This is a genomic window from Pseudoalteromonas sp. TB41 (genome assembly GCF_000497975.1).
Lineage (GTDB): Bacteria > Pseudomonadota > Gammaproteobacteria > Enterobacterales > Alteromonadaceae > Pseudoalteromonas > Pseudoalteromonas tetraodonis.
Window position 1 is genome coordinate 62,249 of sequence record NZ_AUTH01000011.1, and the last position, 21,511, is coordinate 83,759.

Annotated in this window: 19 protein-coding genes and 1 pseudogene; 7 read left to right on the plus strand and 13 right to left on the minus strand. The window is 40.9% G+C overall.

Going from position 1 to position 21,511, the window contains the following annotated elements; genetic code table 11:
- Positions 1–24: 24 nt before the first annotated feature.
- The 9 genes from pyrF to gyrA all read right to left on the minus strand — a co-directional run bounded on the left by pyrF (position 25) and on the right by gyrA (position 10,297).
- Positions 25–729 (minus strand): orotidine-5'-phosphate decarboxylase, encoded by a 705-nt coding sequence (pyrF, locus tag L641_RS0102075; RefSeq protein WP_016899932.1) that lies wholly within the window; start codon positions 727–729, stop codon positions 25–27.
- Between the two features lie 33 nt (positions 730–762).
- Positions 763–1,899 (minus strand): lipopolysaccharide assembly protein LapB, encoded by a 1,137-nt coding sequence (lapB, locus tag L641_RS0102080; RefSeq protein WP_024600986.1) that lies wholly within the window; start codon positions 1,897–1,899, stop codon positions 763–765.
- A gap of 2 nt (positions 1,900–1,901) precedes the next feature.
- A complete protein-coding gene (locus L641_RS0102085; RefSeq protein WP_008114742.1) occupies positions 1,902–2,183 on the minus strand; it encodes a LapA family protein in 282 nt (93 codons plus the stop codon).
- A 21-nt stretch (positions 2,184–2,204) separates the two neighbouring features.
- Positions 2,205–2,492, minus strand: a complete 288-nt coding sequence (gene ihfB, locus L641_RS0102090) for an integration host factor subunit beta (RefSeq protein WP_024600987.1) — start codon at positions 2,490–2,492, stop codon at positions 2,205–2,207.
- Positions 2,493–2,558: 66 nt separating this feature from the next.
- The gene (gene rpsA / locus L641_RS0102095) at positions 2,559–4,226 is read right to left on the minus strand and encodes a 30S ribosomal protein S1 (protein WP_002961176.1); all 1,668 of its coding nucleotides are present in this window, start codon (positions 4,224–4,226) and stop codon (positions 2,559–2,561) included.
- 95 nt (positions 4,227–4,321) lie between these two features.
- Entirely contained in the window at positions 4,322–5,032 is a 711-nt protein-coding gene (cmk, locus tag L641_RS0102100) for a (d)CMP kinase (RefSeq protein WP_016899929.1), read from the minus strand.
- Positions 5,033–5,139: 107 nt separating this feature from the next.
- Positions 5,140–6,417, minus strand: coding sequence for a 3-phosphoshikimate 1-carboxyvinyltransferase (gene aroA / locus L641_RS0102105; RefSeq protein ID WP_016899928.1), 1,278 nt, complete (start codon positions 6,415–6,417; stop codon positions 5,140–5,142).
- Positions 6,417–7,499, minus strand: a complete 1,083-nt coding sequence (gene serC / locus L641_RS0102110) for a 3-phosphoserine/phosphohydroxythreonine transaminase (protein ID WP_016899927.1) — start codon at positions 7,497–7,499, stop codon at positions 6,417–6,419. Before serC ends, aroA begins: the two co-directional genes overlap by 1 nt.
- A gap of 98 nt (positions 7,500–7,597) precedes the next feature.
- Positions 7,598–10,297, minus strand: a complete 2,700-nt coding sequence (gyrA, locus tag L641_RS0102115; protein ID WP_008465686.1) for a DNA topoisomerase (ATP-hydrolyzing) subunit A — start codon at positions 10,295–10,297, stop codon at positions 7,598–7,600.
- A gap of 178 nt (positions 10,298–10,475) precedes the next feature.
- Here gyrA and ubiG point away from each other — a divergent pair, with 178 nt between their 5' ends.
- From ubiG to yfaE, 7 genes are all read left to right on the plus strand, one after another.
- Positions 10,476–11,186 (plus strand): bifunctional 2-polyprenyl-6-hydroxyphenol methylase/3-demethylubiquinol 3-O-methyltransferase UbiG, encoded by a 711-nt coding sequence (gene ubiG, locus L641_RS0102120; RefSeq protein ID WP_024600988.1) that lies wholly within the window; start codon positions 10,476–10,478, stop codon positions 11,184–11,186.
- The gene (locus tag L641_RS0102125) at positions 11,186–11,866 is read left to right on the plus strand and encodes an HAD-IA family hydrolase (RefSeq protein ID WP_024600989.1); all 681 of its coding nucleotides are present in this window, start codon (positions 11,186–11,188) and stop codon (positions 11,864–11,866) included. The genes ubiG and L641_RS0102125 overlap by 1 nt, the downstream gene beginning before the upstream one ends.
- A gap of 411 nt (positions 11,867–12,277) precedes the next feature.
- The gene (nrdA, locus tag L641_RS0102130) at positions 12,278–14,560 is read left to right on the plus strand and encodes a class 1a ribonucleoside-diphosphate reductase subunit alpha (RefSeq protein WP_016899924.1); all 2,283 of its coding nucleotides are present in this window, start codon (positions 12,278–12,280) and stop codon (positions 14,558–14,560) included.
- A 73-nt stretch (positions 14,561–14,633) separates the two neighbouring features.
- Positions 14,634–15,476 carry a class Ia ribonucleoside-diphosphate reductase subunit beta gene (gene nrdB, locus L641_RS0102135; protein ID WP_024600990.1) on the plus strand — a complete coding sequence of 281 codons (843 nt, stop codon included), beginning with the start codon at positions 14,634–14,636 and terminating at the stop codon, positions 15,474–15,476.
- Positions 15,477–15,514: 38 nt separating this feature from the next.
- Entirely contained in the window at positions 15,515–16,336 is an 822-nt protein-coding gene (gene nrdB, locus L641_RS0102140; protein WP_076916048.1) for a class Ia ribonucleoside-diphosphate reductase subunit beta, read from the plus strand.
- A 26-nt stretch (positions 16,337–16,362) separates the two neighbouring features.
- Positions 16,363–17,493 (plus strand): class Ia ribonucleoside-diphosphate reductase subunit beta, encoded by a 1,131-nt coding sequence (gene nrdB, locus L641_RS0102145; protein WP_008110144.1) that lies wholly within the window; start codon positions 16,363–16,365, stop codon positions 17,491–17,493.
- Between the two features lie 5 nt (positions 17,494–17,498).
- Positions 17,499–17,747 carry a class I ribonucleotide reductase maintenance protein YfaE gene (yfaE, locus tag L641_RS0102150; RefSeq protein ID WP_024600991.1) on the plus strand — a complete coding sequence of 83 codons (249 nt, stop codon included), beginning with the start codon at positions 17,499–17,501 and terminating at the stop codon, positions 17,745–17,747.
- Positions 17,748–17,994: 247 nt separating this feature from the next.
- Here yfaE and L641_RS23145 read toward each other — a convergent pair.
- From L641_RS23145 to L641_RS0102165, 4 genes and pseudogenes are all read right to left on the minus strand, one after another.
- Positions 17,995–18,126: pseudogene (locus L641_RS23145) on the minus strand (transposase domain-containing protein); the annotation flags it as partial.
- 99 nt (positions 18,127–18,225) lie between these two features.
- Positions 18,226–19,227 carry a tyrosine-type recombinase/integrase gene (locus L641_RS0102155; protein WP_024600953.1) on the minus strand — a complete coding sequence of 334 codons (1,002 nt, stop codon included), beginning with the start codon at positions 19,225–19,227 and terminating at the stop codon, positions 18,226–18,228.
- Positions 19,224–20,150, minus strand: coding sequence for a tyrosine-type recombinase/integrase (locus tag L641_RS0102160; RefSeq protein ID WP_024600954.1), 927 nt, complete (start codon positions 20,148–20,150; stop codon positions 19,224–19,226). Before L641_RS0102160 ends, L641_RS0102155 begins: the two co-directional genes overlap by 4 nt.
- A complete protein-coding gene (locus tag L641_RS0102165; RefSeq protein WP_024600955.1) occupies positions 20,147–21,385 on the minus strand; it encodes a site-specific integrase in 1,239 nt (412 codons plus the stop codon). The genes L641_RS0102160 and L641_RS0102165 overlap by 4 nt, the downstream gene beginning before the upstream one ends.
- Positions 21,386–21,511 lie beyond the last annotated feature (126 nt).

Sequence of the window (21,511 nt, forward strand, 5' to 3'; positions counted from 1 at the left end):
CTCTCAATTATGCTAATTTTTAATTTAAGCTATTGATTCATTTACATCATTTAGTACTTTTACAGGATTTTGTGCCTGAGTGATCGGACGCCCAATCACTAAATAGTCACTACCCGCTTCAATCGCTTCTTTAGGTGTCATAATACGTTTTTGATCGCCTGCATCACTGCCCGCTGGGCGAATACCTGGCGTAACTAATTTAAACTCTTTCCCTAAAGCAGCCTTTAAACTTTGCGCTTCTTGCGCGGAACACACTACACCATCAAGCCCTGCTTGCTTTGTTAATTTAGCTAAATGCATAACTTGCTCTTGTGGTGATTTAGTTATACCTAAACGCTCAAGTTCAGCTTCGTCCATGCTGGTTAATACAGTTACCGCAATCAGTAATGGCGCTTTGTCGCCAAACTGCTCAAGTGCTTGTTTAGCTTTATGCATCATTTCATAACCGCCCGATGCATGTACATTGACCATCCATACACCCATTTTAGCCGCAGCAGTCACCGCTTTAGCAACGGTGTTTGGAATATCGTGAAACTTTAAATCTAAAAATACATCAAAACCTAAATCGACCAATTCTTTAACAAATGCAGGACCAAAATAAGTAAACATTTCTTTGCCCACTTTTAATCGACAGGTATCTGGTGATAACTGTTTTACAAATGCTAAAGCAGTTTGCTGATCATCATAATCAAGCGCGATAAGAATTTTTTTTGATTTTTCGAAAGACATAACTATCCTACTAGTGAGCGAAAAGTATAAAGATTAAAATCCGTCTAAGCCTCTGCTAGGCACAATGGTTTCCCAGTGTTTACATGAAGGGCAATTCCAATAAATGGTGTAGCTAGTAAAGCCACAATGCTGACATTGAAAGTCAGGTTTAGTGGCAATGTAAGAAGTAACAAGTTTATCGATTTGATTAAGCACATCTTTTGTATTTTTATTTTCTGTACTCATTAACTGTAATAAAAAACTAAAGCCACGAATAGTGGGTTGACGTTTTAAATTATCAGTTAAAAATTCAAAGGCTTGTTCAGTGTGTCCTTGCTCAAGCAAGGCTTGGCAATGCTGTATTTTTATCATCACCCCACCCTTTTCTAGTAACTCAGTAATGAGTTCATGGAATTGGTGAGTTAATTTTAATTGCTTATAGCTGTGAGCTAACTTTTCAATAAACAATGGCGCAAAAAAAGTAAATTGGCAGATTAATTCTCGCCAATAGTAAATTGCTTTTACGTAATCTTCTTTGGTGTAAGCTGACAGTCCAAGCTCATATAAAGGCCTAATTGTTTTAAAGTTTAAGCTAATGGCTTTGCGCATAAGTTGTGGGTTATTACTGGCAATGGCATGCTCACAGTAAAAATTAGCGATGGCTTTAAAGTGTTGTTCTTTTGAAAAAAGCTCAGTATGCGCTTCAAACATATTAATGCCTTTTTCCCATTCACGGGTTTGTGAATATAAAGAAATAATAGGATCGAGTGCATCTGCATGGCTATTTTTTACCAGCCATATTAAATGTTCTTCTGCGCTGTCTAATAAGCCAGCCATAATATAATCTTCGGCTAGTTCTAAACGGCTATTAGCGGCTTGTTTTTCGTTAAGACTTGGGTGTTTTAGCAGTAGTTCGTGAATTTTTATTGCGCGGTCAAGCTCACCACGGCGGCGAAACATGGTGGCTAAAGTAGAATAATGTTCAACAGAGTCAGCAGCTACTTCGAGCAAATTAATTAAATGCTCAAGCCCCTGATCTTCTTCTCTATCCAGTAAAAACTTTAAGCCTTTACTGTATTCAGAAGTAATTTGACGATTAAACTGATGAGCCTGATTTTTTGCACTGTTTTTCCCCATGATCCAACCATAACCGGCAGCAACGGGAAGCAGTAAAAACAACAGCTCAATCATAATTAGGTGTCTTTGTTGGCAATACGCTTTTTATTATCTTTTTCAGGCGTTAATTGCTTTTTTAAACGGTAATTTTGCCACTTTAATTGCGTGAACAATTTAAAACTCACAAAACAACCCACTACAACACCTAGCAAAAAGCAGATACTTATTATAACGGCTAAAGGTAATGTATTACTGGCTATTATGTAGTTAATTTGTGTTAATTGTGGGTTTTGAGAACCCAATACAAATGCACCAATTAAAAAAAGTGCCGCCAGAATAATTTTTAATACCTTGAACAAGTAACTACTCCAATAAGTTTACTAAGCAATGCTCTCGTTTACACGGTCACGTAGTTCTTTGCCTGGTTTAAAATGAGGTACATGCTTACCATCTAACTCTACAGTTTCACCTGTTTTAGGGTTACGGCCTGTACGAGGCGCACGGTAATGCAAAGAGAAACTTCCAAAACCTCGGATCTCAATACGATCTGAAGAAGATAATGAGCCGGCCATTTGTTCAAGAATTTCTTTAACAGCGTTCTCAACATCTTTCACAGGAATATGTGCGTGTTGTTCAGCAAGTGTTTCTATCAGTTCTGACTTAGTCATAGCGTTTCCTTAAAAGAAATAGTGGAAGGGCATAAACTGCCCTTCCAATTAAAAGACTATAATTAATTAGTCTTTTTGTGCATTTGCGAAAGCAGCTGCCATTGCGTTTTCGAACACTGGCTCTTCTTTCTTAAGCTTCTCTAGTACTTCTTTCTCTTCTGCTTCGAAAAGAGCTTTAACAGATAAGCTTAAAGTGCGGTTCTTACGATCAACACCAACGTATTTAACTTCAATCTCGTCGCCTACAGAAACAACAGTAGTTGCATCTTCAACGCGCTCTTGAGCGATATCAGCTACACGGATGTAACCTTCAACGCCTTCGATAAGTTCAACAGTTGCGCCTTTCGCATCAACTTCAGTCACTTTACCTTTAACAATAGCACCTTTTTTGTTTGCATCAAGGTAGTTATTGAATGGGTCAGCTTCGATTTGCTTAACACCTAGAGAGATACGTTCACGCTCTGGGTCAACTTGCAATACGATAGCAGTGATTTCGTCGCCTTTCTTGAATTCACGTACAGCTTCTTCGCCAGGTGTATTCCAAGAAATGTCTGAAAGGTGTACAAGACCATCAATACCACCGTCAAGACCGATAAAGATACCGAAGTCAGTGATTGATTTGATCTTACCAGTAACTTGATCGCCTTTGTTTTGTAGACGAGCAAATTCCTGCCAAGGATTAGCAATACATTGCTTAAGACCAAGAGAAATACGACGACGTTCTTCGTCGATTTCAAGAACCATAACTTCAACAGTGTCACCAAGTGAAACAACTTTTGAAGGGTGGATGTTCTTGTTAGTCCAATCCATTTCAGAAACGTGTACTAGACCTTCAACGCCTTCTTCGATTTCTACGAAGCAACCGTAATCAGTAAGGTTAGTTACACGGCCAGAAAGTTTAGAACCTTCTGGGTAACGACCAGCGATAGCTGCCCATGGATCTTCACCAAGCTGTTTAAGGCCTAGAGATACACGAGTTTTATCTTTGTCGAATTTAAGAACTTTAACTGCGATTTCGTCGCCAACATTAACGATTTCTGAAGGGTGTTTAACACGCTTCCACGCCATATCAGTAATGTGTAGTAGACCATCAACACCACCAAGGTCAACGAATGCACCGTAGTCAGTAAGGTTCTTAACGATACCTTTAACTTCTTGACCTTCAACAAGGTTAGCAAGAAGCTCTTCACGTTCTTGTGAGTTTTCTGATTCGATAACTGCACGACGTGAAACAACAACGTTGTTACGTTTTTGATCAAGCTTGATTACTTTAAATTCAAGCTCTTTGCCTTCAAGGTGAGTTGTGTCACGTACTGGACGAACATCAACAAGTGAACCAGGTAGGAAAGCACGGATTGAATCAACTTCAACTGTGAAACCGCCTTTAACTTTACCGTTGATAACACCAGTAACAGTCTCTTGCTCTTCACATGCTTTCTCAAGACGGATCCACGCTTCGTGACGCTTCGCTTTCTCACGAGAAAGGATAGTTTCACCGAAACCGTCTTCGATTGCATCTAGTGCAACATCTACTTCGTCGCCAACAGCAACTTCTAGTTCACCAGCAGCATTTTTGAACTGCTCTGCAGGGATAGCACTTTCTGATTTAAGACCAGCATCTACAAGTACAATGTTGTTCTCGATTGAGATTACTGTACCTTTAACGATAGAGCCTTGCTCTGCTTCAAAACCCTTTAAGCTTTCTTCAAATAACTGCGCAAAATTTTCTGACATACGAATATACGTCTCATATATTAATACCAATAAGCAACCATGCTGCATGGGGTTGTTAAAATAGCACTGGCATCCTGCTGGTGCATAAAATGTATTTAGCTTCGTTTAGGAAGCTTACCTTCTGAGATGCTCGCATCTAATAAAGTTATAACTTTATCAAAGACTTGCTGTGCGTTGAGTTCGCTAGTATCAAGCTCAATCGCATCCTCTGCAGGTACAAGCGGCGCAACGGCGCGATTCATATCGCGATCATCACGTGCTTGAATGTCCTGTAATAGACCACTTAGTGTAACATCAAGCCCGCGCTCATTCAACTCAACAAAACGTCTGCGAGCACGTTCTTCTGCACTTGCGGTTAGAAATATCTTTAATGGCGCATCTGGAAATACCACAGTGCCCATATCGCGGCCATCGGCAATTAAACCGTTTTCTGTTCTAAACGCACGCTGGCGGCGAAGCAACGCTTCTCGAACACGCGGCAATGCGGCCACTTTAGACGCTGCAGCACCCACTTCTTCATTTCGAATAGTGGTTGTGACATCTTCGCCTTCTAAAATAATCTTTCCTGCATTAGTGTCACTGTCTATCAAAAACTGCACATCAAGATTTGCAGCTAATGGGACGAGTGCTTCTTCGTTATCTAACGCAATTTGGTGATGAAGTGCTGCAAGTGATAGTACGCGATAAATTGCTCCGCTATCTAACACATCCCAGCCTAATTTTTCAGCCAATAGGCGACAAACAGTTCCTTTACCAGAACCACTTGGGCCATCTACGGTGATTACGGGCATTAATAACGCCGGCATTTAAAACCTCCTTCAATGCACACCAAAATAAACCGCCACATTATACGCCAATTAATAAAGATTATCCGCTTTTAGTATGTAACTTTTTATAAATACTTATAAATAGCCTATTTACTGACAGATGCTAACACTTTGAAAAATGTTGGGAATGTCTTATAAGTACAGGCCGGATCGTTAATCGTTATGGGCTTACCCCCTACTGCCACCATTGCAAAGCACATGGCAATACGGTGATCGTCGTAGGTATCTACAGCCACATTATTAAATTGCTTTGGCGGTGTGATCTCAATAAAGTCGTGCCCTTCAACCACTTCGGCCCCTACTTTTTTAAGCTCGGTGGCCATTGCATGTAAACGGTCAGTTTCTTTTACCCGCCAGTTATAAATATTACGAATAGCGGTTGGCCCTTTAGCAAACAAGGCAACAGTCGCCAAGGTCATTGCAGCATCAGGTATCGCATTAGCATCTATATCGATACCGTTAAGCTCGCCTTTACGAACAACTAAATGCTCGTCATACCAATCAATTTTGGCACCAACCTGCTCCATCACTTTAGCAAAGCCAATATCACCTTGAACTGATTTAGCGCCAACGCCTTTAATTTCTATTTCGCCACCGGCAATTGCTGCAGCAGCAATAAAATAAGAAGCCGATGAAGCATCACCTTCAACCATTATGCGCTCAACCGCTTGGTATTGCTGAGCACCTTTAACGAAGAACGTGGTGTAATTATCATGCTCAACAGTTACACCAAAGCGCGCCATCACATCCAGAGTAATATCAATATAAGGCTTAGAGACTAAGGTACCTTTAATTTTAATGTATGTATCGCCTTTAAATAACGGCGCAGCCATGAGCAGCGCCGTTAAAAATTGACTTGAAATACTGCCGTCAATTTCGACTTCACCACCGGCTATTTGCCCACCGATAATTTTAAGTGGTGGGTAATCTTTATTTTTTAAATAACTTACATTACCACCCAAGGCTTGTAAGGCATCAACTAAATGACCAATTGGTCGCTCTTCCATGCGCGGCTCACCAATTAACTCATACTCACCAGCAATCGCACTCAGTACTGCCGTTAATGGTCGATACGCTGTACCTGCATTACCTAAAAACAACGGCTCAGTTGGCGTATTAAACACGCCACTCACGCCCTCTACGGTTGCTACGGTGCGTTCAGTATTAAGCGTTACATTAACGCCCAAGTGCTTTAACGCACCCAGCATATGGCGAATATCGTCGCTATCGAGTAAGTTTTCAACAACCGTGGTGCCGTTAGATAATGCTGCTAATAATAAAATTCGGTTTGATAAACTCTTTGAGCCCGGTAATGTCACACTGCCATTCACTTGTGAAATAGGGGCTAAGAAAAGTTGCTCCATTAACTATTCTCCTTGGCGAAGTTAGCCATAAAGTCAACTAAGGCTTGTACACCTTCCAATGGCATCGCGTTATAAATACTGGCGCGCATCCCGCCAACAATACGATGACCTTCAAGCGCTAACAAGCCCGCTTCTTTTGACTCTTTAACAAACTTATCATTTAAGCTTTCATCAACCAGCCAAAAAGGCACATTCATACGTGAACGGCAATGCTTCGCTACTTTATTGGTATAAAAATCTGAACCATCAATAAAATCATAAAGCAGCTGCGCTTTGGCAATATTATGAGCTTCCATGGCTTTTACACCCCCGGTTTGCTCAAGCCATGCAAATACTTCTGCCGCTAAATACCAAGCAAAAGTCGGTGGGGTGTTAAACATGCTGCCTTGTTTTGCCTCAAGGGCGTAATCTAAAATACCCGGCTTGGCGAGCCCTTCACGCTCAAGTAGCGTTTTGCGAACAATCACAATAGCAATACCCGATGGACCGATATTTTTTTGTGCACCCGCGTAGATTAAATCAAATTTATTAACGTCAATTTCGCGCGATAAAATAGTCGATGACATATCGGCCACAATCGGCGCCGTTGGATGACTGGGTACGTCAAATATTTCAAGGCCGTCTACGGTTTCATTCGGGCAATAGTGAATGTAAGACGCATCAGCAGGTAAAACCCAATCGGCTACCTGCTTAATAGAAAACAGGCCGTTATCATCATTGCGCACATCAACAGCGTGTGTATTTGTAAACTTATCTGCTTCGCTGGTTGCACTTTTTGACCAAACGCCATTTTCACAATAAACTGCTTTTTTACCGTTAACATGAAGGTTTAAAGGTACGGCACTGAATTGACCTCGACCACCACCGTGCATAAATAGCACTTCAAACTCGTCACTTATATTCATTAAACGACGCAGGCTGGCTTCACATTTAGCGGTTAATGCTAAAAATTCATGACTACGATGACTTATTTCCATCACCGATACACCAAGACCTTGCCAGTTTAAAAACTCTTTTTGCGCTTTTTGCATGACTGCCGGTGGTAACATTGCAGGGCCTGCACAAAAATTATATATACTCATTACCTTTTCCTCATTCCAGTAATTTAACTTGAATTAAACTAATTTAATTTTTTTCAACTACATAAAAAAAGCGGCCAAGGCCGCTTTTTTCAATCTAATTATTCTGAAGGAGGATTGTCATCCGCCACTTCATCAATAACTGTATCTACTGTTTCAACGTCTTCGATATCAACCAAGTCACTTTCAGTCACTTCAATTTCTTCTATACGTTGTAAACCAACTACTTGCTCTTCGTCAATAGTTCTGATCAAAATAACACCTTGGGTGTTACGTCCAACCGTAGAAACTTCATTAACACGAGTACGTACTAAGGTACCACGATTCGAAATAATCATTATTTCGTCGTTGTCATCAACCTGTACAGCACCAACAACAGCACCGTTACGCTCACTCACTTTGATTGATACAACACCTTGAGTTGCACGACTCTTAGATGGGTAATCTTCAAGTTGGGTACGCTTGCCGTAGCCATTTTCTGTCACTGTTAATATTGCACCATCATTCTTTGGTACAATAAGTGATACAACACGCTGATCGTCTGGCATCTTAATACCACGAACACCCGTTGCAGTACGGCCCATAGGACGTACACCTTTGAAACGGATTTCAGGCTTACCTTCTTCATCAAGAACAGGGTTACCATTTTCATCAACAACAGCCGTTTCTTCAGCCTCTTTAAAGCGAACAACTTTACCCGCATCAGTGAACAACATAATTTCGTTGCTGCCATCGGTAATATCAACACCGATTAAGCTATCACCTTCGTTTAAGTTAACCGCAATGATTCCGCTTGCACGTTGACGACTGTATGCCGTTAATGGCGTCTTCTTAACCGTACCGAACGCCGTCGCCATAAAGATGTATTTATCATCTTCATAATCGCGTACTGGCAGGATTGCAGTAATACGTTCATCTGCTTCAAGTGGTAATAAGTTAACAATTGGCTTACCGCGCGCTGCACGACTGGCAAGTGGCAACTGGTATACTTTAAGCCAATATAAACGACCCGCTGTAGAGAAACAAAGAATAGTATCGTGCGTATTGGCAACCAATAAACGTTCAATGAAATCTTCATCTTTCATCTTAGTTGCTGATTTACCTTTACCACCACGACGCTGCGCTTCGTAATCAGTTAATGCTTGATACTTAACGTACCCTTCATGTGAAAGCGTAACAACTACGTTTTCTTCGTTAATTAGGTCTTCAAGGCTAATATCGTGTGCTGCAGCATTTATTTCAGTGCGGCGCTCATCACCATATTGCTCTTTAATTTCAACGAGCTCATCACGAATAACTTCCATTAAACGCTCTGGATTTGCCAAAATGAATAATAACTCGGCAATCAACTCAAGTAATGATTGATATTCGGTAAGAATTTTTTCGTGTTCAAGACCAGTAAGTTTGTGTAAACGTAAGTCTAATATTGCTTGAGCTTGTTGCTCAGAAATATAGTACTGACCATCACGAATACCAAGCTCGCTTGCTAACCAATCTGGGCGTGCCACGTTGTCTTCGCCTGCTTTATCAAGCATGGCTTTAACATTACCTAATTCCCATGGACGCGCTGTTAATGCAACTTTTGCTTCAGCAGGTGTTGGCGACTTACGAATAAGTTCGATAATTGGGTCAATGTTAGCCAGTGCAATCGCTAAACCTTCTAGCGTATGCGCACGGTCGCGGGCTTTGCGTAAATCAAATACCGTACGACGGGTAACAACTTCACGGCGGTGAATAATAAACTCTTCAAGCATTTCTTTTAAGTTGAAACACTTAGGTTGGTTATTAATTAACGCAACCATATTCATACCAAACACAGTTTGTAACTGAGTTTGTGAATAAAGGTTGTTTAAAATAACTTCACCTACGTCACCACGTTTGATCTCGATAACGATACGCATACCGTCTTTATCTGATTCATCACGTAATGCGCTGATCCCTTCAATTTTTTTATCTTTAACTAACTCGGCGATTTTTTCAATCAAACGTGCTTTGTTAACTTGGTAAGGGATTTCATGAACAATAATGGTTTCGCGACCCGTCTTTTCATCGGTTTCGATGTCAGCACGCGCACGCATGTACACTTTACCACGACCGGTTTGATAAGCTTGTTCAATGCCTTTTTTACCGTTAATAATCGCCGCAGTTGGGAAATCAGGCCCAGGAATGTAATCCATTAACTCCGTAATGGTCAATTCAGGGTTTTGAATAAGCGCTAAACAGCCATTCACGACTTCTGTTAAGTTATGTGGCGGAATATTTGTTGCCATACCAACCGCAATACCCGATGAACCATTAACTAACAGGTTAGGTATTTTAGTGGGTAACACATCAGGAATTTGCTCTGTGCCATCGTAGTTAGGCACAAAATCAACCGTTTCTTTTTCAAGATCGGCTAATAATTCGTGCGACATTTTTGCCATACGTACTTCTGTATAACGCATTGCCGCTGCTGAATCACCATCAACCGAACCAAAGTTACCCTGACCATCTACTAGCATGTAACGCAGTGAGAATGGCTGAGCCATACGTACGATGGTGTCATAAACTGCACTGTCGCCGTGTGGGTGGTATTTACCGATTACGTCACCGACCACACGGGCCGATTTTTTGTAAGGCTTGTTCCAGTCATTACTAAGCTCGTTCATTGCAAACAAAACGCGGCGGTGAACAGGTTTTAAGCCGTCACGTACGTCTGGTAATGCACGTCCTACAATTACACTCATGGCGTAATCTAAGTAGGAGTTTTTTAACTCGTCTTCAATATTGACTGGCAGAATTTCATTGGCGAGATCAGTCATTTGATATCACATTCCTTCAGTATCAGCTCTTAACAACCCAGTATTAGGTATTAAGAGTGTTTGTTATTATTTCTAAGTAACCATGCTATCACAATTAATTTTAATTTACAGGCGCAAAACTTTGCGATTTATCAATTTAGGCCTATATAATGGCCTCAGATTGACGAGGAAGTATTTTATGACCGAACATCAAAATGTAGATAACGCAGAAATAGCAAAGTTTGAAGCCATCGCAGAACGTTGGTGGGATTTAGAAGGCGAATTTAAGCCGCTTCACGAAATTAATCCATTACGATTAGATTTCATCGCAGACAAAACCAAAGGATTATTTGATAAAGAAACCCTCGATGTAGGATGTGGTGGTGGCATTTTAAGTCACAGCATGGCGCGAATGGGCGCTAAAGTAACTGGCATTGATATGGGCCAAGAGCCTTTAACTGTCGCCAAGTTACACAGCTTAGAAACAAGTGTCCCCGTTGAGTATATAAAAGTACCTGCAGAGCAGTTTGCAAATGAGCACCCTGAGCGCTTTGATGTGATCACTTGTATGGAAATGTTAGAGCACGTCCCCGACCCTGCTTCTATTATTCATGCGGTGGCTAAATTGGCAAAACCAGGCGCTGATGTTTTTTTCTCTACTCTTAATAAAACCCCAAAAGCTTATTTATACGCTATTGTCGGGGCAGAAAAACTACTAAAAATGGTCCCAGAGGGTACCCATGACCATAAAAAGTTTATTAAACCTGCACAATTAATTGCATGGGCAGAGCAAGCTGGCTTAAAAGTACGTGCCAGTGCTGGGTTAAGTTACAATCCACTTTCAAAGCAATATACAATTAGTGATGATGTGAGCGTAAATTATATGCTGCATTTTGAGAAGTTAGCGTAATGGCAAGCTCTCAAACCCCCATTGCCCCAATGGAATATCAAGCATTGCTGTTTGACTTAGATGGCACTTTACTCGATACCGCTGATGATTTAGGCGCCGCACTAAACACCGTGCTGCAAAATCATCAACAACCCCAAGTGGGCAGTGATATATATCGCCCCGCGGCTTCAAACGGTGCTGCCGCTTTATTGGCTGCTGGTTTTAAAGAAAGCTGGGCACAACAGCCGCAAGAGCAACTTTTACATGAGCTAGTTACGCAATACGCTGCCAACATTGCCACCCATACCCAATGTTTTGTAGGAATAGAGCAATTACTAATCGCACTTGATAACAAAGCAATCCCTTGGGGAATTATGACCAATAAGCCCGGATTTTTAACTGATCCTTTAGTCAAAGCGATTCCTGCATTAAAAAATGCACGTATTGTGGTTAGCGGTGATACCTTAGCTGAATCTAAGCCCTCACCCCTTCCTTTACTGTATTGCGCTGAGCAAATGAGTGTAGATCCTTCGCGTTGCTTATATATAGGTGATGCGCAGCGTGACATTCAGGCAGGTAAAGCAGCCAATATGCACACCGCAACCGCACTATGGGGATATGTACCGAGTGTTGACGAGGCATTGGCTTGGAATGCGGATTTTAATTGGCACAGTCCTATAGATGCATTTAACCACATATAGTGCCATGTTAATTAATAAACACTACATATTGTGATTGTGTTAGTTTTTACGCAAAGCTTGATGATAAAAAAAGCAGACAAAATTTATTTTAAAAAAGCGTAAATTTAATCTTTCCTTAGTTGATTTTTACAAATTTCAACTTAACCGAATGATCAAAGGTTAATGCCTACTAACACAATTGCGTTATCCCAACGTTATCCACAATGAGAGCGGTTTCTGTCCCTTGCAAAAGATCCCAGACCACACTATCTTGTGATCTCTAATTTGAACAACACCAGATATTGTGGCTAAATGTTATTCAATTAAATTCACCAAACCGGTGAAAATAACAATAAACGAATAGGCACTGCGCTTTTTTAGGTGCACGCATTGGTCAAAAATATTTAATTCCCAAGGAATACAGGCAAAGCTATGAACCAACAGTTATCTGTAAGCAAACGTGACGGTCGTAAAGAGCCACTCGATCTTGATAAGATCCATCGCGTTATTGAATGGGCCGCCGAAGGTTTAAATAACGTTTCGGTTTCACAAGTTGAACTAAAATCGCATATTCAATTTTATGACGGTATTCGTACTAAAGACATCCACGAAACGATTATTAAAGCTGCTGCGGATCAGATCTCAAAAGAATCGCCTGATTATCAGTACCTTGCTGCTCGTTTAGCTGTATTCCATTTACGTAAAAAAGCCTATGGCCAGTTTGAACCACCGCGTCTTTTTGACCATGTTACTAACATGGTTGAACAAAAACGCTACGATGCACATTTACTCGTTGATTACACAGAGCAAGAATTAGATGAGCTAGATGCGTACTTAGACCATTCTCGCGATCTTAACTTTAGCTACGCAGCAGTAAAACAGCTTGAAGGTAAATACCTAGTTCAAAACCGTGTAACGGGTGAAATTTACGAAAGCGCGCAGTTTTTATATATCTTAGTGGCTGCAAGCTTATTCTCTGATTACCCTCGTGATACACGTATTGATTACATCAAACGTTTTTATGATGCGGTTTCATTATTTAAAATTTCTTTACCTACGCCAATTATGTCGGGCGTACGTACACCAACACGCCAGTTTAGCTCATGTGTACTTATTGAGTGTGGCGATAGCCTAGACTCAATTAATGCTACATCATCAGCAATTGTTAAATACGTTTCTCAACGTGCTGGTATTGGTATTAATGCAGGTCGTATTCGTGCACTAGGTAGCCCTATTCGTAACGGTGAAGCGTACCACACAGGTTGTATTCCGTTTTATAAGCACTTTCAAACAGCGGTTAAAAGCTGTTCGCAAGGCGGTGTACGTGGTGGCGCAGCAACCCTTTTCTACCCGCTTTGGCATTTAGAAGTTGAAAACTTATTAGTACTTAAAAATAACCGTGGCGTTGATGATAACCGCGTACGTCACTTAGATTACGGCGTACAGTTTAATAAACTCATGTACTCACGTTTAATTAAAGATGATTACATTACGTTATTCAGCCCCTCTGATGTGCCTGGCCTTTACGATGCATTTTTTGAAGATCAAGACGAGTTTGACGCGCTATATGTAAAATATGAGCAAGACGAGTCAATTCGTAAAAAACGAATTAAAGCAATTGAGCTGTTCTCTATGTTTGCTCAAGAACGTGCTAGCACGGGTCGTATTTACTTACAAAACGTTGACCACTGTAATACACACAGTCCGTTTATCTCAAAAGTGGCGCCTATTCGTCAATCTAACTTATGTTTAGAAATTGCGTTACCAACTAAGCCTCTTAGCAACGTGAATGATGAAGAAGGTGAAATTGCACTTTGTACATTATCTGCGTTTAACTTAGGTGCCATTGAGTCTTTAGATGAACTAGAAGAGTTAGCTGAGCTTGCGGTACGCGCACTTGATAACCTACTTGATTTCCAAGACTACCCAGTACCTGCAGCTAAAAATGCAACTATGGGACGTCGTACGCTAGGCATAGGCGTTATTAACTACGCATACTACCTAGCTAAAAACGGTAAGCGTTATTCAGATGGCAGCGCAAATGCGCTTACGCACAGAACATTTGAAGCGATTCAGTACTACCTAATGAAAGCATCTAATGAGCTGGCAAAAGAGCGTGGTGCCTGTCCTAAATTTAACGAAACAACGTACTCACAAGGTATTATGCCAACGGATACGTACAAACGTGATTTAGATAAAATTTGTGATGAACCACTTCATCTTGATTGGGACGCGTTACGTTCCAGCATTAAAGAGCACGGTATGCGTAACTCAACACTGAGCGCATTAATGCCATCAGAAACATCATCGCAAATATCTAATGCAACCAATGGCATTGAGCCACCGCGTGGCCATATTAGTGTTAAAGCAAGTAAAGACGGTATTTTAAAACAAGTTGTCCCTGAGTACGAACGCCTTAAAGATAGCTATGAGTTACTGTGGGATATCCCATCTAACGATGGTTACTTACAATTAGTAGGCATAATGCAGAAATTTATCGACCAAACGATTTCAGCAAATACTAATTATGATCCAAATAAATACGAAGGCGGTAGAGTACCTATGAAAGTCTTATTAAAAGACTTACTTGGTGCCTACAAGCTAGGTGTTAAAACGCTGTACTACCATAACACCCGTGATGGCGCATCAGACGCACAAGAAGACGCTCCAGAAGTGGAAGATGATGATTGTGCAGGCGGCGCGTGTAAAATTTAATAGTTAAACTTAAAGCGGGCGCCTTGCCCGCTTTGTCCTGATAGTTTTAGTGATAGTTTTTTGAGTGATAAACATGTCTTATACTACTTTTAGCAGAAATCATAATAACCAAATGCAAGAGCCAATGTTTTTTGGTCAAACCGTTAACGTGTCACGTTACGATCAACAAAAATACCCTATTTTTGAAAAGCTGATTGAAAAACAATTGTCTTTCTTTTGGCGTCCTGAAGAAGTTGACGTAAGTAAAGACCGTTTAGACTTTCAAGCGCTTCCTGATCACGAAAAACATATCTTTTTAAGTAACTTAAAATACCAAACTTTACTTGATAGTGTTCAAGGCCGTTCGCCTAACGTTGCACTATTGCCAATTGTGTCAATTCCTGAGCTTGAAACATGGATTGAAACATGGGCGTTTAGTGAAACCATTCACAGCCGTTCATACACACATATTATTCGTAATGTAACTCAAGCCCCTGAACTCATTTTTGACGACATTGTTAGCAATGACAAAATTAGTGAACGTGCCGATGCCGTAACCACTTATTACGACGATTTAATTAACTCGGTGTCGCTTTACAACCTGTACGGTGAAGGCAAACATGACATTAATGGTGAAACCGTTGTGGTTAATTTATTTGAGCTGAAAAAGAAATTGTATCTGGCGATGATGTCAGTGAACATTCTTGAAGCTATTCGCTTTTATGTCAGCTTTGCGTGTTCATTTGCGTTTGCCGAGCGTGAGCTAATGGAAGGCAATGCTAAAATTATTAAGCTTAAATCCCGTCAGTCATGCACACACAATAGCAAAATTTTAAAAACTAATCAAGCTAAATCAAACACAAACAACGTGATCAACTTGTGTGGAACCACACATAAAATTACAAAAAATGCCACACAACTTAAAATAGCAGCATAAAAAATAAATATGTGGCTTTATCCCGGAATAAATAAAAAATGAAATATACTACTTTTAATCAAAAAAATAATGACGCTTTAAAAGAACCGATGTTCTTTGGCAACCCTGTGAATGTATCACGTTATGATGTTCAAAAACACGTGGCATTCGAAAACTTAATTGAGAAACAACTGTCTTTCTTCTGGCGACCAGAAGAAGTTGATGTATCAAAAGATCGCGGGGATTGGCAAAGTCTATCTGATGCCGAAAAGCACATTTTCATCTCTAACCTTAAATATCAAATCTTACTTGATAGTATGGCCGCACGTTCAGTTAATGCGGTGTTACTCCCATTGGCTTCCTTACCTGAAGTTGAAACATGGATAGAAACATGGGCATTTAGTGAGACGATTCATTCTCGTTCATATACACATATTTTAAGAAATTTATTCACCAACCCTGGTGAAGTATTTGATGAAATAATCATTAACCCTGCAATATTGAAACGTGCTGAAAGTATTTCGCTTTACTTTGATGATTTAATTTTATATTCACAGTTATATAACTTACATGGCGAAGGTAAACATACATCTGAAGGTGTTGAATATGATGTTACTTTACGCAAATTAAAGGAAAAGTTATACCTTGCGGTGTGCTCTGTTAATGCTTTAGAAGCTATTCGTTTTTACGTTAGTTTCGCCTGTTCGTTTGCGTTTTCAGAGAGATCTTTACTTGAGGGGAACAGCAAACTAATTCGCCTTAATTCACTACAAAAAACATCACATTTAACTGGTCGGTCGGTCGCCCTTCCTTTAGAATCAAGCAATAAAACGAACTTTAACTTATGTGAAACATCACATAAACACAGCATTGCTGCATAACACAAGTATTTATGTGAGGTTTAAAAATGAAATACAGCACCTTTAATCAAACACAAAACAACGCATTAGCAGAGCCTATGTTCATGGGTCAAAGCGTCAATGTTTCTCGGTATGATCAGCAAAAGCATATGGTATTCGAGAACCTTATTGAAAAGCAGCTGTCGTTCTTCTGGCGACCAGAAGAAGTAGACGTATCGAAAGATAGAGCTGATTGGCAAACGCTCAGTGAAGCTGAAAAGCACATCTTTATCTCAAATTTGAAATATCAAACACTACTTGATTCAATTGCGGCTCGTTCAGTTAGTGCTGCATTTCTACCTCTGGTTTCAATACCTGAGCTCGAAACATGGATAGAGACATGGGCTTTTTCCGAAACTATTCATAGCCGTTCTTATACGCACATTTTGCGTAACCTATTTACTGACCCAAGCGAAGTTTTTGACGATATCGTCATTAACTCTGCGATCATCAAACGTGCTACTAGCATATCTAAATACTTTGATGACCTAATTCAAATCACGCAAGTGTATAACTTACATGGTGAAGGTGTTCATGAAATTGATGGTAAAAAAGTCGAAGTGACTGAACGCAAAGTTAAAGAGAAGCTTTATTTAGCTGTGTGCTCAACAAACGCACTAGAAGCGATTCGATTTTACGTGTCATTTGCTTGTTCATTTGCCTTTGCAGAACGCTCATTGCTTGAAGGGAATAGTAAACTGATAAAACTTATCTCGCGAGATGAATCCGTGCACCTTTCGAGCACACAGGCCATACTAAATCTATGGTCTAGCGGCAAAGATGACCCCGAAATGAAGGAGGTGTCAGCTGAACTAAAAGAAGAAGGTCGTCAGATATTTCTTGAGGTAGTTGAGCAAGAAAAAGAGTGGGCTGACTACCTATTTAAGGATGGTTCAATGATTGGTTTGAATGCTGACATTCTGAAGCAATATATTGGATACATCAGTAATCAGCGCATGGCTGCTATAGGTTTAGATACACCGTTCGATGTAAAGAGCAACCCACTGCCTTGGATGAGCTCTTATCTCGTAAGCGACAATGTTCAAGTAGCTCCTCAGGAAGCTGAGTTAAGTAGTTACTTGGTTGGTCAAGTTGATTCAGAAGTTAATGCAACAGACTTCGGTGATTTTGACTTGTAGTTGCGATGAAGTTAAAGATAGATGGCAAGCTGATTGGAACTTGCCATCCTAACAAAACAATACTTGAGAATATGGAAGCTTTAGAGTTAGTGCCTAATTATATGTGCAGAGATGGATTTTGCGGAGCTTGTAGAATAAAAATAAAAAGTGGCACGGTTAATTACTCTTCAGAACCTTTGTCCTTTGTGCGAGACGGCGAAATTCTTACTTGTTGCTCAAAAGCTGAAACAGATATTGATCTAGAAACAGACTAAGTAAGATGTCGCTCAACTACAGGGCATACCTTGCTCAGTTAACGCCCAGATAAACCATGGATAACGCTTCAAGTTTTCCATGGTTTATTTACATACAGACCCGTGAACACTCCCTAAGTAATGAAATTCTTTTTTATTTTTTAAAAGTTCTGAAAGGTAACTGTTGCGCAAATGTGACTTGCTTGGTGCTCTGGTTATTGCTTTGAAGTCAGCCGCTGCTCCTACGTGAGCGTCTAGCGAACTACACCTATGTTTTAAAATTCCAGGGTAACAAGCTGTCGATATCGGGCTCAGGCTGGCACAGTTCATCAAGGCAAGCACAGATGTAATTAAATGGGATTAGACCATTTATCTTGGCGGTTTATACCGAAAGAAAAACTATGCCGAACACATGCTGCCCAATTTCATAAGTGTGCTGGTATTACTGTCATTTGACTGTAAGGATCCAGTTTCTATTCGGCATAGTTTAATCCTAGAACTACAAGCTGGTGAGAAAACCTAACAACTTATCGCTCGGTTTATAGTGAAGATCACTGTGCTTATTAAATGGCGCTACTTTCGCTAATGCTGCTTCCTTCAGTGCCATATGAGCATGTAAGTATCTTTGTGTCGTTTGTGTAGATTCATGTCCAAGCCACATCGCTATTACCGTGGTATCAACACCTGCGCTAAGCAGCTCCATTGCTGCGGTGTGTCGAAGCACATGAGGTGTTACATGCTTCTGCTTCAGCGATGGACATTGAATACTGGCATTAGCAGCATGTTTCTTTACTAAATACTGCACACTGTCTGCACTAAGACGATTGCCGCGTATTGTTGGAAACAGTATATCCTCTTCCATACCAGGAAGCGCTAACAGCCAAGTTTTCATGATACGAACAGCAGGTTTGGTTAAAGGAGTACTTCTTTCTTTCCGACCTTTGCCAAGACATCGGACATGCGCCCCTTGGTCAAGAAATAGGGACGTACTATTGAGCCCGATGATTTCAGAAAGACGCAGCCCTGTCTGTAACGCTAAAAAAAGTAGAGCGTGATCACGATGGCCTATCCACGTCGTTTTATCCGGACTTGCCAGTAATGCCTCTATTTCCGTTCGCTCCAAGAAGTGGATCAGCCTCTGCTCATGTCGTTTACTAGGGATAACTAATACTCGCTGAATTTGTGCGCTATACCCAGGCTCTTCGTATTCTAAAAAGTGGAAAAATGAATGAATGGCAGTCAGACGTAAATTTCTTGTGCGAGCACTGATTACTCGGTGCTCTTCAAGATCATTAAGAAATGCGCTAACTAATTCTGCGTTGATATCTTCTAGCGTTAGCGCAGATGGCGCTTTCCCTAGCTGTTTTTTTGCAAACACCAATAGCAGTCGAAAGGTGTCTCGATAGGAGTATATCGTGTTGTGACTGACGCGTTTTTGATTGATTAAACGAATAGTAAACCAACGTTCAAGCAAGCACGGAAATGCGGTAGTGGCTTTCATAGTTCAGCCTCCAAACGTGTTTCTAAGCGACGCGCAGCAAGTTCCAGTAGCTCTGGACAGGCAGATAAATACCAATAGGTATCACGCACACAACTGTGACCGAGGTAAGTAGACAATTTTGGTAACAAGGTGTCTACCTTTTCTCCAGTTCTATACCATCGTAATAGCGTATTGACCGCAAAGCTATGTCTAAAATCATGGATCCGTGGTCCTGAGCTAGCATTTGGGGTACGTAATCCAATTTGTCGTGATAAACGTAAAAATACACGAGAAACATACTGCGGTAATAAACGGCCACCGCGCTCTGCTACCAAAAAGTACTCACTGCAAGGAGGGTTAATAAGTTCATCGCGACGGCGATCATACTCGACTAGAATACGCTGAGTACTTGCATGTATGGGAACGTAGCGTGATTTTCCAAACTTTGTATCGCGTACAGTGAGAATACAGTTCTCAAGATCTACATCTTGGCGTTTGAGAGTCAAAGCTTCGCTGATACGCAAGCCTGTTGTCGGTAAAAGACCAAAGAGGCAATGGTATGTCCAGCGCCTTAATTTGTTTACCGGTTTAAGAGCTAATGCGGCCTCCAACAATGCCTGTATCTCAATATCAGAGTAAATGTACGGTTTAGCAGAGCCGCTATAGGATAAAAGTCCAACCGGCGGTACCTCTGTGTGTATGTCCATTGTTTGCAAGTGCCGAGCAAACCCGCGAACATAGGCCAGTTTTATAGCCCAGCTAGCATTTTTTCCAGGCGATTGGGTTGCCCATTCAAGTGCAAGTTTGGTAGTGACAAAAGTACTACTGTACTGCTCCATAAACGTAACGAAGCCTTCTAAATCTCTAGCTGGTTGAATAAACTTGTGGCCCAGTCCGCGTCTAAGATCCACATATTCATGTAATATTTTACGTAAGGAGATCATTGTGCTACTCCCGGCCATGGCATGGCTAATGCTCTTAATCCATCAATATTAACTTTGGCATAAATACGTGTCGAATCATGGCTCTTATGGCGAAGTAGTTGACCAATTTCGGACAGTGAAGCACCTGCTTGAAGCAAGTTAGTTGCAAGGCTATGGCGAAAAATATGAGTCCCTTTATGCTTTAGTGTTAACTCAGCTCGCAGTAACGCTGCTTTAGCAATTTGTGAGATCCCAGCAGAGCTTGCAAACTGAGAATGTGGCGCCAATGAGCGTACAAAAACTGAACGGCTATCAGTCTTTGGCCGTGCGTTTTGTAAGTAATCTGATAGCGCCGCACCCACTTCAGGCAGCAAAGGCAAAGCAATAAGCGTTCGACCCTTTCCTCGAATGTTGAGGTTACCAGCATGCCAGTTGATGTCATCTAACTTCAACAGAGCTATTTCATTCGCCCTCAGTCCTAGCCGACTTAATAGCATAAGTACTGCGTAATCCCTTAAGCCAACGGCACTGCTCGTGTCGCAACTGTTCAGCACCTTTTGAATTTGGTTAGAAGATAGATGTTCTGGGAGGGTGGTTAGGCTCCATCTTCTGATACTAGGTACAGCAGAAGACAAATTGTAGGTTGTATACCCCTTATATAAAAGATACCTAGCGAACGCACGTAGTGTCCAACACATATTTTTTGCAGAGCTAGGGCTTTGGTCATGTGCGTGTTGCACTAGAAATTGCCTTACATCTTGTCCTCTTAAGCTTGAAAAGCATGAAACACCATCAGGGCAACACTGCCAAAGAAACTTCCTCAGTGGTATTCGATGTCTGATGACTGAAGTTTCACAAAGTCCATGATTTTGCATCAAATGCTGTTCAAAGTCCTGAATGATCTGCGACAGATGATCTAACACAATCGTTGCTGCTGCTGCTGTTGCATTGAGCGCTCTTAGCACTATAAGAAGTCTAATAAGAGCTGCGTGATCAGACAAAAAAGGATGTCGATTTTTTTGCCTAAATTTTTCATATTGTAGTACTGATGCTTCGTTAACATCAGTCACCTTATACTTTTTACTGGCTAACCATGCGCTATAATCAGCAGCAACTCTAATGTTACGAGCGCCACTCTGGTAGCAGTGACCTTCAGTAATTAGATGCTCTGCATAAGCCTTCATATAAACGCCCAAAGGGCCCGTATGAAGTCGCGCTATTGTTTTTTTACACTTGAAAAATGCCGAAACACTCATAATCCTTCTCCGTAAATTAATTATTAGAAGTCAGATCACACTATGCCGAAGCAATCATATGCAAGTATCTTTGTATTATAGGGTTCTAGCCAAGTGATTCGGCATAGTTTTTCTTTCGGTATAAAC